At 67.9% G+C, this 11983-nt stretch carries 14 protein-coding genes; 4 read left to right on the top strand and 10 right to left on the bottom strand.

The genetic code is table 11. From position 1 onward, the window contains the following. Window positions 1–75 precede the first annotated feature (75 nt). From ACFWZ1_RS02480 to rpoZ, 3 genes are all read right to left on the bottom strand, one after another. On the bottom strand, window positions 76–459 hold the full coding sequence (locus ACFWZ1_RS02480) for a RidA family protein (protein ID WP_439665333.1): 384 nt from the start codon (window positions 457–459) through the stop codon (window positions 76–78). Between the two features lie 123 nt (window positions 460–582). Continuing rightward, window positions 583–2742, bottom strand: coding sequence for a RelA/SpoT family protein (locus ACFWZ1_RS02475; protein ID WP_439665332.1), 2160 nt, complete (start codon window positions 2740–2742; stop codon window positions 583–585). Between the two features lie 112 nt (window positions 2743–2854). After that, the gene (gene rpoZ / locus ACFWZ1_RS02470; RefSeq protein ID WP_231323352.1) at window positions 2855–3145 is read right to left on the bottom strand and encodes a DNA-directed RNA polymerase subunit omega; all 291 of its coding nucleotides are present in this window, start codon (window positions 3143–3145) and stop codon (window positions 2855–2857) included. 191 nt (window positions 3146–3336) lie between these two features. On the opposite strand from rpoZ, the gene ACFWZ1_RS02465 reads away from it, so the two are divergent. Beyond that, window positions 3337–4167: an MlaA family lipoprotein gene (locus ACFWZ1_RS02465; protein ID WP_439665331.1), complete on the top strand. Its 831-nt coding sequence runs from the start codon at window positions 3337–3339 to the stop codon at window positions 4165–4167. Between the two features lie 81 nt (window positions 4168–4248). On the opposite strand, the gene ACFWZ1_RS02460 is transcribed toward ACFWZ1_RS02465, so the two are convergent. The 7 genes from ACFWZ1_RS02460 to ACFWZ1_RS02430 form a co-directional block, all read right to left on the bottom strand. Then, the gene (locus ACFWZ1_RS02460) at window positions 4249–4548 is read right to left on the bottom strand and encodes an STAS domain-containing protein (RefSeq protein ID WP_439665330.1); all 300 of its coding nucleotides are present in this window, start codon (window positions 4546–4548) and stop codon (window positions 4249–4251) included. Beyond that, window positions 4545–5216 carry an MlaC/ttg2D family ABC transporter substrate-binding protein gene (locus tag ACFWZ1_RS02455; protein WP_231323348.1) on the bottom strand — a complete coding sequence of 224 codons (672 nt, stop codon included), beginning with the start codon at window positions 5214–5216 and terminating at the stop codon, window positions 4545–4547. Before ACFWZ1_RS02455 ends, ACFWZ1_RS02460 begins: the two co-directional genes overlap by 4 nt. 26 nt (window positions 5217–5242) lie before the next feature. Next, complete coding sequence (gene mlaD, locus ACFWZ1_RS02450) at window positions 5243–6103, bottom strand: outer membrane lipid asymmetry maintenance protein MlaD (RefSeq protein ID WP_439665329.1); 861 nt, start codon at window positions 6101–6103, stop codon at window positions 5243–5245. A 19-nt stretch (window positions 6104–6122) separates the two neighbouring features. Next, the gene (gene mlaE / locus ACFWZ1_RS02445) at window positions 6123–6893 is read right to left on the bottom strand and encodes a lipid asymmetry maintenance ABC transporter permease subunit MlaE (protein WP_231323344.1); all 771 of its coding nucleotides are present in this window, start codon (window positions 6891–6893) and stop codon (window positions 6123–6125) included. Further along, window positions 6890–7717: an ABC transporter ATP-binding protein gene (locus ACFWZ1_RS02440; RefSeq protein ID WP_231323342.1), complete on the bottom strand. Its 828-nt coding sequence runs from the start codon at window positions 7715–7717 to the stop codon at window positions 6890–6892. The genes mlaE and ACFWZ1_RS02440 overlap by 4 nt, the downstream gene beginning before the upstream one ends. Before the next feature lie 186 nt (window positions 7718–7903). After that, a complete protein-coding gene (gene gmk, locus ACFWZ1_RS02435; protein WP_439665328.1) occupies window positions 7904–8527 on the bottom strand; it encodes a guanylate kinase in 624 nt (207 codons plus the stop codon). Then, window positions 8524–9387, bottom strand: a complete 864-nt coding sequence (locus ACFWZ1_RS02430) for a YicC/YloC family endoribonuclease (RefSeq protein WP_231323338.1) — start codon at window positions 9385–9387, stop codon at window positions 8524–8526. The genes gmk and ACFWZ1_RS02430 overlap by 4 nt, the downstream gene beginning before the upstream one ends. Before the next feature lie 78 nt (window positions 9388–9465). Between ACFWZ1_RS02430 and rph the strand changes: the two genes are divergently transcribed. Genes rph through hemW form a run of 3 tightly spaced genes read left to right on the top strand, consistent with a single transcriptional unit; the run spans window position 9466 to window position 11963 of the window. Then, window positions 9466–10194 (top strand): ribonuclease PH, encoded by a 729-nt coding sequence (gene rph, locus ACFWZ1_RS02425; protein WP_231323336.1) that lies wholly within the window; start codon window positions 9466–9468, stop codon window positions 10192–10194. Between the two features lie 3 nt (window positions 10195–10197). After that, window positions 10198–10794, top strand: coding sequence for an RdgB/HAM1 family non-canonical purine NTP pyrophosphatase (rdgB, locus tag ACFWZ1_RS02420; protein WP_439665327.1), 597 nt, complete (start codon window positions 10198–10200; stop codon window positions 10792–10794). A gap of 2 nt (window positions 10795–10796) precedes the next feature. Further along, window positions 10797–11963, top strand: a complete 1167-nt coding sequence (hemW, locus tag ACFWZ1_RS02415; RefSeq protein ID WP_439665326.1) for a radical SAM family heme chaperone HemW — start codon at window positions 10797–10799, stop codon at window positions 11961–11963. The last annotated feature ends 20 nt before the right edge of the window (window positions 11964–11983 follow it).

Genomic DNA, 11983 nt, shown 5'->3' with positions numbered 1-11983 from the left:
CGCCAGGATGCAGCAGGGTGATGTCGGTGCAGGCCGCGCCGGGCGGTCAGTCCGCGGCGCAATGCGACCGATGGATCAATCCATGACCATGATCGCGTCGACTTCCACCTGCGCGCCCTTGGGCAGCGCCGACACCTCGATGGTGGAACGCGCCGGGTACGGCTGCTGGAAATACTCGGCCATCACGGCATTGACGGCGGCGAAGTTGGCAAGGTCGGTGACGTAGATACCCACCCGCACGAACTGCGACAGCGAGCCGCCGGCCGCCTTGGCTACTGCCGTGAGGTTGTCGAACACGCGGCGGGTCTGCGCGCTGATGTCGCCCTCGACCAGGTTGCCACTGGCCGGATCCAGCGGGATCTGGCCGGAAAAGTACACGGTTTTGCCGGCACGCACGGCTTGCGAATAGGGACCGATGGCGGCGGGAGCCTGGCCGGTGGAGACGATGCTGCGGGACATGGCGTGGCCTTGTAGAGGGGGAAGGCCAAGTCTAGAGCGGTGCGGGGTGGCCGGCGAGTGGGCAGGCTTCGGCCCAGCGGCCATCGCGCGAGGCGGTCGATGGGCGGAAGCCCGCCCTACGCGTTACAGCGGATAACGGTAGGCCCCGCTCACTACGCCAGTGCGCCGCACGCGACGGATCACGTCGGCCAGGTGCTTGCGGTTCTTCACTTCCATCGCGAACAGCAGGGTGGCCGCGGCAGCGTCACGCTCGACGTATTCGACGTTCTCGATGTTGGAGTCGGCCGCGGCGATGGCGGCGGCCACGGTGGCGAGCACGCCCGGGCGGTTGATGACTTCGATGCGAAGTTCCGCGCGGTAATCGCCCTGCACGTCACGATCCCATTCGATTCCCACGCAGCGCGCGGGCGACTTGCGGAACTCGGCCACGTTGGGGCATTCCACGCGATGCACGACGATGCCCTTGCCCGAAGACAGATAGCCGATGATCTCGTCGCCCGGCAGCGGGTGGCAGCAGTTGCCGAAGCTCAGCACGCCGCGCTCGGCACCGGTGATGCGTATGTTTTCGTGCGTGTGCGGCGCCTCGGTCGGGCGACCGCCACCACGCAACGCGACCAGATGATGCGCGACCTGATCGGGCATGCGGTTGCCCAGCGCGATGTCGGCCAGCAGCTCTTCCAGCCGGCGCAGCTTGGCCTCTTCAAGAAAGCGTTCGAGCACCTTGGCGGGAATCGCGTCGATGTTGGTGCCCAGTGCGTCCAGCGCGCGGTCGAGCATGCGATGGCCGAAGTCCACCGCGTCCTCGTGCTGCAGGTGCTTGAGGTACTGCCGGATCGCGGTGCGCGCCTTGCCGGTGACCACGAACTCGAGCCAGGCCGGATTGGGTACCGCCGAGGGCGCGGTGATGATTTCCACCAGTTGGCCCGACTCCAGCCGCGTGCGCAGCGGCAGCAGCTTCTTGTCCACCCGCGCGGCGACCGCGTGGTCACCGACATCGGTGTGCACGGCGTAGGCGAAGTCGAGCGCGGTGGAGTTGCGCGGCAGCGCCAGGATGTCGCCGCGCGGCGTGAACAGGTAGACCTCGTCCGGGAACAGGTCGATCTTGACGTTCTCGATGAACTCGGCCGACGAAGGCGTGTGCGCCTGGCTGTCGGCCAGCGCGGAGAGCCATTCGCGCGCGCGTGCCTGCGCGCTGTTGGCCGGGCCCGAATCGGTCTTGTAGGCCCAGTGCGCGGCCACGCCCCGCTCGGCCACCGAATCCATCTCGGCCGTGCGCACCTGCACCTCGATCGGCGCGCCAAATGGCCCCAGCAGCACGGTGTGCAGCGACTGGTAGCCGTTGGCCTTGGGGATCGCGATGAAATCCTTGAAGCGGCGGTCGACCGGGCTGTAGAGCGAATGGACCGCGCCCAGCGCCATGTAGCAGCTCATCGCGGTGTCGACCACCACGCGGAAGCCATACACGTCCATCAGCTGGGCGAAGCTCTTGTGCTCGTTGCGCATCTTCGAATAGATGCTCCACGGCGACTTGATGCGCCCCACCACTTTGGCCGGCAGGTGCTCGGCGGCCAGCCGGGTGGCGAGCGCGTGCTCGATCTTGCTCATCACTTCGCGGCGGTTGCCAAGCGCGGCGCGGATACGCTCGCTGATGACGCGGTAGCGATCCGGGTAAAGCGCGCGAAAGCCCAGGTCCTGCAGCTCCGCCTTGAACTTGTTCATGCCCAGGCGCTGGGCGATCGGCGCATAGATCTCCAGCGTCTCGCGGGCGATGCGCCGGCGCGCGGACGGCTCCTTGGCGCCGAGCGTACGCATGTTGTGCAGGCGATCGGCAAGCTTGATCAGGATCACGCGGATGTCGCGCGCCATCGCCAACAGCATCTTGCGGAAACTTTCCGCGTCGGCCTCCTGGCGACTGGAGAAACGCATCTTGTCCAGCTTGGTGACACCATCGACCAGATCGGCCACGACGTCGCCGAACTCCGCCGTGATTTCCTCGCGGCTGAGCTCGGTGTCTTCCAGCGTGTCGTGGAGGATCGCCGAAATGATGGTCTCGGCGTCCAAGCCGAGCTCCGCCAGGATGCCGGCGACCGCGACCGGATGGGTGATGTACGGCTCGCCGCTCTTGCGCTCCTGGCCGCGGTGCGCATGCGCGCCCACCTCGTAGGCGCGCAGCACGCGCGCCACCTGGGCTTCCGGGAGATAGGCAACGCGCTCCTTGAGCGCCAGCACGTAGGGGGGCAGCACGGACGGGTCCACGGGAGCGGAAGGCGTGGTCGCCGTCATGGGTTCGCGATCCCCGTTCAGACAGTGCTTCCGTGCGGGTTATGGCCAGGTGTGGCGAAGGCGCCGGCGATGCCGGCAAGGCGACTGCGCGAGCGGCAGCCGCCGGCGTGCATCAGTCGTCGCCGCCCTTGGAAAGGTCGTCGTCGACCTCGGCCGCGGCCCACTCCAGCGCCTCGCGCTCGGCGCGCTCGCGCTCGGCCTTGTCGATCTCGTCGATGGTGGCCTGGTCGATGCGGCGATCGGCGATCTCGCGCAGGGCAAGCACGGTCGGCTTGTCGTGATCCGGATGGACCGCCGGCTCGGCGCCCTTCTCCAGCTGGCGGGCGCGCTTGGTCGCCATCAGCACCAGCTCGAAGCGGTTGTCGACCACCTCGAGGCAATCTTCCACGGTAATGCGGGCCATGCGAAATCCTCAAGCACAAAGGCAACTTAGAGACCGGCAAGTGTAGCCGAGCGCCGGCTTGGCTGGCAATGCGGCATGCGCGTATCATGCGCGGTTCGATCGCCGACCGACCGGCGCCGATCCGCCTGACTGCAAAAATATAAAACCAGGCGGTACACTTTTGTGGTGCCCGTAGCGGATCCCTTCAGCCGATGCTTTCCCTGCCCCGTTTCTCGCCCAGCCGCCTGTTGCCGCTGGCTGCCCTGGCCCTGCTGGCCGGTTGCACCATTGCCAAGCCGCGTACCGACGATCCGCTGGAGAAGTTCAACCGCAAGGTCTACACGTTCAACAACACGGTGGACCAGGCGGTGATCCGCCCGGTGGCGGTGGGCTATCGCAAGGTCACGAACCCGCCGGTGCGACGTTCGGTCAGCGACTTCTTTACCAACATCCGCATGCCGATCACGGTCGCCAACGACCTTCTGCAGGCGCGGCCGAAACAGGCGCTGCAGAGCACCGGACGTTTCCTGGTCAACCTGACGCTGGGCCTGGGCGGCTTTTTCGACCCGGCCAGCCAGCTCGGCATTCCGCTGGAAGACAACGATTTCGGCGTAACCCTGGCGCGTTGGGGCGTGCCCGATGGCGATTACCTGGTGCTGCCGCTGATCGGGCCGACCACCGTGCGCGACGTGTGGCGCATGCCGGTGGACAGCTATTTCTTCGATCCGCTGTCGATCTACGCGCACAACCACGACTACAAGTACGGCCAGCAGTTCCTGCCGCAGATGATGTACCTGGTGACCCTGCGCTCGCGCGGCATCGATGCGGAGAGCTTCCTGGAGTCGGCGTACGACCCGTACGTGTTCATGCGCGACGCGTACCGCCAGCGGCGCCTGTACCAGATCTACGACGGCAACCCGCCGGCCGAGGTCATCCAGCAGATGCAGGGCCTGAACGACGACAACTTCGACCCGGAGCAGTTGCTGGACGAGCAGCACCAGTGGGAGAACAAGCATCCGGCCGACGATCAGAAGCACCCGTAACCGGCTCGACCGGTTTCGGCGCCTGGTTTGAGCGCACAAAAAGGGGCCTGCGGGCCCCTTTTTCATGCCTGCACCGCAAGCTCAGTCGACCAGTGCCTCCACCTCGCACACCTGCGCCAGCGCGCGCATGCCGGCGGGCATGTTCTCCACGACCAGCTCGCGGCCGAGCCGACGGGCCTCGGCCTGGGCCGCCAGCACGCAGGCCAGGCCCGCGCTGTCGGCGCGCTCGATGCCGGCCAGGTCCAGCCGGGTCACCGGCGCGGCCACCAGCGCCGCGCCGATCGCCTGCAGCGCGGCGGCGGCGGTGTCGAAGCTCAGCACGCCGCTGACGCCGAGCGTGCCCGGCATCTCGCGATGGAGCTGGAAGGCGGGCACGCTCACGGGGCCTTGCTGTCCTTGTCCATCGACTCCAGCGCCTTCTCGCCCTGGTTCTCGAGGTTGGCGATCAGCTTCTCGATGCCGACCTTGCGGATCTCCGCGTCGACCTGGTTGCGGTAGTTGGTGACGTAGGAGATGCCCTCGATGATCACGTCGTACGCCTTCCAGTCGCCGTTCTTGCTCTTGCGGAAGGCGTAGTCGACCGAGAGCTTCTTGCCGTCGTCCAGCACCACCTGGGTGCGCACCACGGTGCGCTTGTCGTTCAGGTCGCCATTGAACGGCAGCACCTGCACCGCGCCCTTGGTGTAGTTGAGCAGGCCTTCGGCGTAACGGTGAGTGATCGAGTTGTAGAACGCCTTGGCAAAGCGTTCGCGCTGCTCGGGCGTGGCCTCGCGGGCGTGGCGGCCAAGCACCAGGATCGAGGCGTAATCGATGTCGAAGTGCGGCAGGAAGACGTCGTCGATCACCGAGATCAACTTTTCCTTGTCGTTCTTCAGCTCGTCCCGGTGACCGGCGATGGTGGTGTCCAGCTGGTGGGCAATCTCCTGCACCACCTGCTCGGGGTTCTGCTGGGAAGCCGGCGCCTGTGCGGCCGCGTCCTGGGCGAGCACGGGCGAGGCGGCCACGGTGCCGAACGCGATGGCCATGGCGAAAGCCAGAGTGCGCAACATGGGGAAACTCCTTGTGGGATACCGGCTCATTGCTTGCCGGCGGGGGATTCGTTGGCGGCGTCCTTCTTCTCGGCGGGCGAGCCGTTGACCAGGAATTTGCCGATCAGGTCTTCCAGCTGCATCGCCGACTGGGTCAGCACCATTTCGTCGCCGTTCTTCAGGAACTCCGGCGAGCCGCCGGGCTGGATCGCAACGTACTGGGTGCCGATCAAACCGCTGGTGAACACTGCAGCGGCCGAATCGTCGGGAATCTGGTCGTACTTCTTGTCGATCGACAACTCCACTTCGGCGTCCAGTTTCACCGGATCGGCGTGCACCGCGGCCACGCTGCCGATCGCCACGCCGGCCATCTTCACCGGGGCACCGACCGAGAGCGTCCCGACGTTGCTGAAGCGCGCCTTCACCGTGTAGCTGCCGCCCAGGTTGTCTGCCACGCCGCCGGCGCCGAAGAACTTGCCGAGCATCTCCTCCAGCTGCTGCGCGGGCTTGGTGCGTGCCAGCGTGCCACCGTCGGCCAGATCCTTCGTCGAATTGCCGTACTGGATGCCCACATACTGGTCGCCGAGCAGGCCGCTGGTGAAGATCGTCGCTATCGAGTCATCCGGAATGTGGCTGTACGCCTGGTCGATGGACAGCTTGACGTCGGCGGCTTCCTGCTTCGGATCGAGCACGATCGAGCTCACCTGGCCCACGCGCACGCCGGCGATCTTCACCGGTGCGCGCTCCTTGAGCTGTCCGATGTTGGCGAAGTGCGCCTCGACGGTGTAGCTCGCGCCCTGGTGCGTATTGGCCACCGAGGTGGTCTGCGTCGCCAGGTAAGCCAGCGCGGCAAAGCCGAGCACGATGAACAGGCCGGTGCCCACGGCGTAGGAATGTCTCTGGCTCACGGCTCAGGTCCTCAGGGAATCACATCAAAAAGGCGGTCAGCACGAAGTCCAGCGCAAGGATCGCGATGGACGAGGCGACCACGGTGCGGGTAGTGGCGTAGGCCACGCCCTCGCTCGTCGGCGGCGTGGTGTAGCCCTGGTAGACGGCAATCAGCGAGACCACCGCGCCGAAGGCAAGGCTCTTGACCAGGATGCCGTTGACCACGTCCTTCCACACGTCGACGGTGGCGGTCATGTTCGACCAGAACGTGCCATTGTCGATGCCCAGCCAGGTCACGCCGACCAGGTGGCCGCCGAAGATGCCCAGCGCGCAGAACACCGCGCAAAGCAGCGGCATCGCGATCAGCCCGGCGAGGTAACGCGGTACGGCGACGTACGCGATCGGGTCGACCGCCATCATCTCCATCGCGGCCAACTGGTCGGTCGCGCGCATCAGGCCGATCTCGGCCGTGATGGAGGTGCCGGCGCGACCGGCGAACAGCAGCGCGGTGACCACCGGGCCGAGCTCGCGGTAGATCGCGATCGCCACCACCGTGCCGCTGGCCGCGGTGCCGCCGAAGATCGACAGCACGTAGTAGAGCTGCAACCCCAGCACCATGCCGACGAACAGGCCGCAGACCATGATGATGGTCAGGCTCATCGCACCGACGAACCACAGCTGGCGCACCGTCTCGCGCGCGTGCTTCATGCTGCGCGGCACCGCCGCCAGCAGGGTCAGCAGGAACAGGCCGGCTTCGCCGATCTGCGCCAGCGCGTTGAGGATCACGTTGCGTTGCGGCTGCGCGCTCATGCCTTGTCTCCGGCCAGGCCCAGCGCCTGCGCGTAGTCGCCGGCGGGGTACTGGAACGGCACCGGACCGTCGATGTCGCCGCCGAAGAACTGGCGGGTCCAGGGCGAACCATCGCCGGCGATGGTCTTGGGGTCGCCCTGCGCCACCACCTTGCCGTTGGCGATCAGATAGACCAGGTCGGCCACCTGCTTGATCGCGTCCAGCTCGTGCGCCACCAGCACGCTGGTGATGCCGAGCGTTTCGTTGAGCGTGCGGATGAGCTTGAGCACCTGGCTCAGCGCGATCGGATCCAGGCCGACGAAGGGCTCGTCGTAGAGGATCAGCATCGGATCGAACACGATCGCCCGCGCCAGCGCCACGCGCCGCGCCATGCCGCCGGAGAGCTCGGCCGGCATCAGGCCCGCGGCGCCGCGCAGGCCCACCGCCTGCAGCTTGGTCAGCACGATGTTGCGGATCAGCACTTCCGGCAGCTTCGTGTGCTGGCGCAGCGGGAAGGCGACGTTCTCGAACACGTCGAAGTCGGTCAGCAGCGCCGAGTTCTGGAACAGGTAGCCGATCTTCTCGCGCAGCCCGAACAGCTTCTCGCGCGAAAGCCCCGGCACGTTCTGTCCGTCGACCAGCACCTGGCCGCTGTCGCCGCGCATCTGTCCGGTGATGTGCTTGAGCAGCGTGGTCTTGCCGGTGCCACTGGGGCCCATGATGGCCGTCACCTTGCCGCGCGGGATGTCCATGTCCAGCGCATCGAAGATGGTCTTGCCGTTGAGCACCGTGGTCAGGCCACGGATGCGCACCAGCGGTTCGGGAAGGGCGGCGGGGGCGGTCATAAGCGGACTAAGGTAGCCGAGCGTCGGATGCAGGCCAAGCCGCGCGCCCAGCGCCCCGCTGCCTTCCGGGAAAAGGGCTGGGGTGAGGGGTCGGGCCTCGCCTGGAAGACCGTTCGCGCGATCCCGGTAATTTCCGCTCCGCGCGGCCCTGGCGCCTATTCGTTTCCCGGAGGGAGAAGGAAGCTTTCAGGCCAGCAGTTCGGCAATCAACGCCTCGTGCCGCTGCCACTGCAGCTCACTGCGATGACGCACCGCCCGCACGATCGCCCGCAGGTCGCCCAACGCCTCGTCGAACCCGTCGTTGACCACGATGTAGTCGAACTCGTGGGCGTGGGCGATCTCCTCGCGCGAGTTGTGCAGGCGCCGCTCAATCACTTCCGGCGCATCCGACCCGCGCCCGCGCAACCGCCGCTCCAGCTCGGCGCGCGAGGGCGGCAGGATGAACACGCTCACGCAGTCGGGCTTGGCGCGGCGGATCTGCGCGGCACCCTGCCAGTCGATCTCCAGCAGCACGTCGCGGCCCTGGTCCAGCAGATCCTGCACCGTCGCGACCGAGGTGCCGTAGAAATTGCCGTGCACTTCGGCATGTTCGAGGAAGGTGCCGGCGGCGATCTGCCGCTCGAACTCGCCGCGCTCGACGAAATAATAGTGGCGCCCGTACTCCTCGCCCACCCGCGGCGGCCGCGTGGTATGGGAGATCGACAGCGAGATCGTCGGCTCGCGTTCCAGCAGCGCGTTGACGAGCGTGGATTTGCCCGCACCCGACGGCGCGGCGACGATGAACAGTGTGCCGGCCATGGGCGCGCTCATTCGATGTTCTGCACCTGCTCGCGCATCTGCTCGATCAGCACCTTCAGTTCCACCGCGGCGTTGGTCGAACGCGCATCGACCGACTTGGAACCGAGCGTGTTGGCCTCCCGATTGAACTCCTGCATCAGGAAGTCCAGGCGGCGCCCGACCGGTTCCTTCAGGCCCAGCACGCGGCGGGTCTCGGCCACGTGGGTGGCCAGGCGATCGAGTTCCTCGTCGACGTCGCTGCGGGTGATCTGCATCACCAGCTCCTGCTCCAGCCGGCCGGGGTCCGCGGGCTGCTTGAGGTCGGCCAGCCGCGCCTCCAGGCGGGCGCGCAGTGCGGTGCGGATTTCCGGCATCCACTCGCGCACCTGGCCGACGATGCGGTCGATCGCATCGAGTTTGTCGCGCAGGATCGCTTCCAACTGGGCACCCTCGCGCTCGCGGGTGGCGCTGAGCGCATCGAGCGCGCGGTCGAGCACCTCGAACAGCGCCGCCTGCTGGGCCTCGGGATCGGCCTCGGTCTGGCGCAGCACGCCGGGAAAGCGCAACAGCTCGGTCAGCTGCACCTGCATGCCCGGAAAGCGTCCGGCCAGTTCCCGGTTCAGAGTCGCCAGGCGGCCGAGGGTCACTTCGTCGACCTCCAGCGACTCGCCGCGCGCCTCGTTGCCGCGCAGGCGCACGGTCAGGTCGACCTTGCCGCGCGACAGCCGCCCCGCCACGCGCTCGCGCAGTGCCGACTCGAAGCTGCGCAGCTCCTCGGGCAGGCGCGGGCTGAGTTCCAGGTAACGGTGGTTGACGGTGCGCAGCTCGCAGCTGAGCGTGCCCGCGGGGCCCTGGGTTTCGGCGCTGGCGTAGGCCGTCATGCTGCGGATCATGCGTCGAGCCCTTGCGGTCGGTGGAAAGCGGCAATGGTAAACTCTCGCCTCCCGCCTTGCCCAACCCAGGCCCCTCGCATGACCATGACCCGCCCGAGCGGCCGCGCCAGCGACCAGCTGCGTCCGGTGACCCTGCAACGCCACTACACCCGCCATGCCGAGGGCTCGGTGCTGGTGAGCTTCGGCGACACCCGCGTGCTGTGCACCGCCAGCATCGAGGACCGCGTGCCGCCGTGGCTGCGCGGCAAGGGCGAGGGCTGGGTCACCGCCGAGTACGGCATGCTGCCGCGCGCCACCGGCACGCGCACCCAGCGCGAAGCCGCGCGTGGTTCGCAGGGCGGACGCACGCTGGAGATCCAGCGGTTGATCGGCCGCTCGCTGCGTGCCTGTGTCAACCGGCAGGCGCTGGGCGAGCGCGTCATCACGCTCGACTGCGACGTGATCCAGGCCGACGGCGGCACGCGCACCGCGGCGATCACCGGCGCTTACGTAGCACTGGTCGACGCGGTCAATTTCCTGATGCGGCGCGAGAACCTCAAGCGCAGCCCGATCATCGGCGCGGTGGCCGCGGTATCGGTCGGCGTTTACCAGGGCGTGCCGGTGCTGGATCTGGACTACGCCGAGGATTCGGCTTGCGATACCGACATGAACGTGGTGATGAACGACGGCGGCGGCTTCATCGAAGTGCAGGGTACCGCCGAGGGCCACGCGTTCCGCCGTGACGAGATGGACGCCATGCTGGCGCTGGCCGAGAAGGGCATCGCCGAACTGGTCGCGGCACAGCGCGCGGCGCTGGCGGAGGGCTGATCCGTGCGGCGCCTGGTGCTCGCCAGCGGCAACCGCGGCAAGCTCGCCGAGTTCGAGGGCCTGCTCGCCGGCAGCGGTTTCGAGGTGGTGACCCAGGGCAGCCTGGGCGTGCTCGACATCGAGGAAACCGGCACCACGTTTGTCGAAAACGCGCTGTTGAAGGCGCGCCACGCTGCCCGCATCACCCGGCTGCCGGCGCTGGCCGATGACTCCGGCCTGTGCGTGGAACACCTGGACGGCGCCCCCGGCCTGTTCTCGGCGCGTTATGCAGGCAGCCATGGCGACGCCGCAGCCAACCGCGCCAAGCTGCTGCACGCGCTCGACGGCGTGCCTGCCGAGCGGCGCGGCGCCTTCTTCATCTGCGTGCTGGTGCTGCTGCGCCACGCCGACGACCCTGCTCCGCTGATCGCCGAGGGCCGCTGGCACGGCCGCGTGCTGGACGCCGAGCGTGGCGACCGCGGCTTCGGCTACGACCCGGTGTTCCTGCCGGGCGGCCAGTCGTTATCCGCGGCCGAGCTCGACCCGACGCTCAAAAACCGCCTGAGCCACCGCGGCCAGGCGCTGGCCCAGCTGCACGCCCAGCTCGACGCGCAGCATTAGCCATGCCACTGGTCGCGCCCCCGCTGGCGCTGTACGTGCACATGCCCTGGTGCGTGAAGAAGTGCCCGTACTGCGACTTCAACTCGCACGGCGTGCGCGGCGAACCGCCGCCGTATGCGGCTTATGTCGACACGCTGCTGGCGGACCTGGACGCGGACCTGGCCGATTTCGGCGCCGCCGTCGAAGGCCGCCCGATCGTCAGCGTGTTCTTCGGCGGCGGCACGCCCAGCCTGTTCGCACCCGAACACATCGCCCGTTTCCTGGAGGGGGCCCGCGCGCGGTTGCCGTTCGTGGAGGACTGCGAGATCACGCTGGAGACCAACCCCGGCACGGTCGAACACGGCCGCTTCGACGGTTACCTGGCCGCGGGCGTCAACCGGCTCTCCTTCGGGATCCAGAGCTTCGACGACGACAAGCTGAAGCGGCTGGGCCGCATCCATTCGGCGAGCGAGGCCGAGGCGGCGGTGAAGTCGGCGCAGGCCGCCGGCTACGCCAACCTCAACCTGGACCTGATGTACGCGCTGCCGCAGCAATCGCTGGAAGGCGCGCTGGCTGACGTCGAGCGCGCGATCGCGCTGGCGCCGACACACGTCTCGCACTACCAGCTCACGCTCGAACCCAACACGGCCTTCGCCGCCAGCCCGCCGCCGCTGCCCGACGACGATTCCGCCTGGGCCATGCAGGAGGCCTGCGAAGCACGCCTGGCCGAGGCCGGTTACGGTCAGTACGAGGTGTCCGCCTACGCGCGGACCGACCGCCGCTGCCGGCACAACCTCAACTACTGGGAGTTCGGCGACTACTTCGGCATCGGCGCCGGCGCGCACGGCAAGATCACCGACGCGGCCGCCGGCGCCGTCATGCGGCGCTGGAAAAGCCGCCATCCGCGCACCTATCTGGACGCCGCAGGCGGCCCCGCGCGCATCGGCGGCAGCGGGCCGGTCGAGCCGGCCGAGCTGCCTTTTGAATACATGCTCAACGCCCTGCGCCTCTACCAGGGCGTGCCGCAGGAAGCATTCGCCCAGCGGACCGGGCTGTCCGCGGATCGCATCGCCCCTGCCCTGGCCCAGGCCCAGGCCCGCGGCTGGCTGCAGGACACGCCCGGCCGGCTGCAGCCTTCCCTGCTCGGCCAGCGGTTCCTCAACGATTTGATCGAGCTTTTCCTGGCCTGATTCGCGGGTGAAACCCGGCC

Origin of the sequence: Frateuria sp. GZRe14 (assembly GCF_051900395.1) — a bacterium.
Taxonomy (GTDB): domain Bacteria; phylum Pseudomonadota; class Gammaproteobacteria; order Xanthomonadales; family Rhodanobacteraceae; genus Frateuria_A; species Frateuria_A edaphi.
The sequence above is the reverse complement of the archived record's forward strand: the minus strand, read 5'-3'. Positions and strand labels throughout refer to the sequence as shown.

Excerpts from the sequence above, each read along its gene's own strand:
- ACFWZ1_RS02475 (WP_439665332.1), bottom strand. The coding sequence starts at position 2,742 with ATGACGGCGACCACGCCTTCCGCTCCCGTGGACCCGTCCGTGCTGCCC.
- ACFWZ1_RS02455 (WP_231323348.1), bottom strand. The coding sequence starts at position 5,216 with ATGTTGCGCACTCTGGCTTTCGCCATGGCCATCGCGTTCGGCACCGTG.
- rpoZ (WP_231323352.1), bottom strand. The coding sequence starts at position 3,145 with ATGGCCCGCATTACCGTGGAAGATTGCCTCGAGGTGGTCGACAACCGC.
- hemW (WP_439665326.1), top strand. The coding sequence starts at position 10,797 with ATGCCACTGGTCGCGCCCCCGCTGGCGCTGTACGTGCACATGCCCTGG.
- ACFWZ1_RS02430 (WP_231323338.1), bottom strand. The coding sequence starts at position 9,387 with ATGATCCGCAGCATGACGGCCTACGCCAGCGCCGAAACCCAGGGCCCC.
- ACFWZ1_RS02440 (WP_231323342.1), bottom strand. The coding sequence starts at position 7,717 with ATGACCGCCCCCGCCGCCCTTCCCGAACCGCTGGTGCGCATCCGTGGC.
- ACFWZ1_RS02480 (WP_439665333.1), bottom strand. The coding sequence starts at position 459 with ATGTCCCGCAGCATCGTCTCCACCGGCCAGGCTCCCGCCGCCATCGGT.
- rph (WP_231323336.1), top strand. The coding sequence starts at position 9,466 with ATGACCATGACCCGCCCGAGCGGCCGCGCCAGCGACCAGCTGCGTCCG.
- ACFWZ1_RS02465 (WP_439665331.1), top strand. The coding sequence starts at position 3,337 with ATGCTTTCCCTGCCCCGTTTCTCGCCCAGCCGCCTGTTGCCGCTGGCT.
- mlaE (WP_231323344.1), bottom strand. The coding sequence starts at position 6,893 with ATGAGCGCGCAGCCGCAACGCAACGTGATCCTCAACGCGCTGGCGCAG.
- gmk (WP_439665328.1), bottom strand. The coding sequence starts at position 8,527 with ATGAGCGCGCCCATGGCCGGCACACTGTTCATCGTCGCCGCGCCGTCG.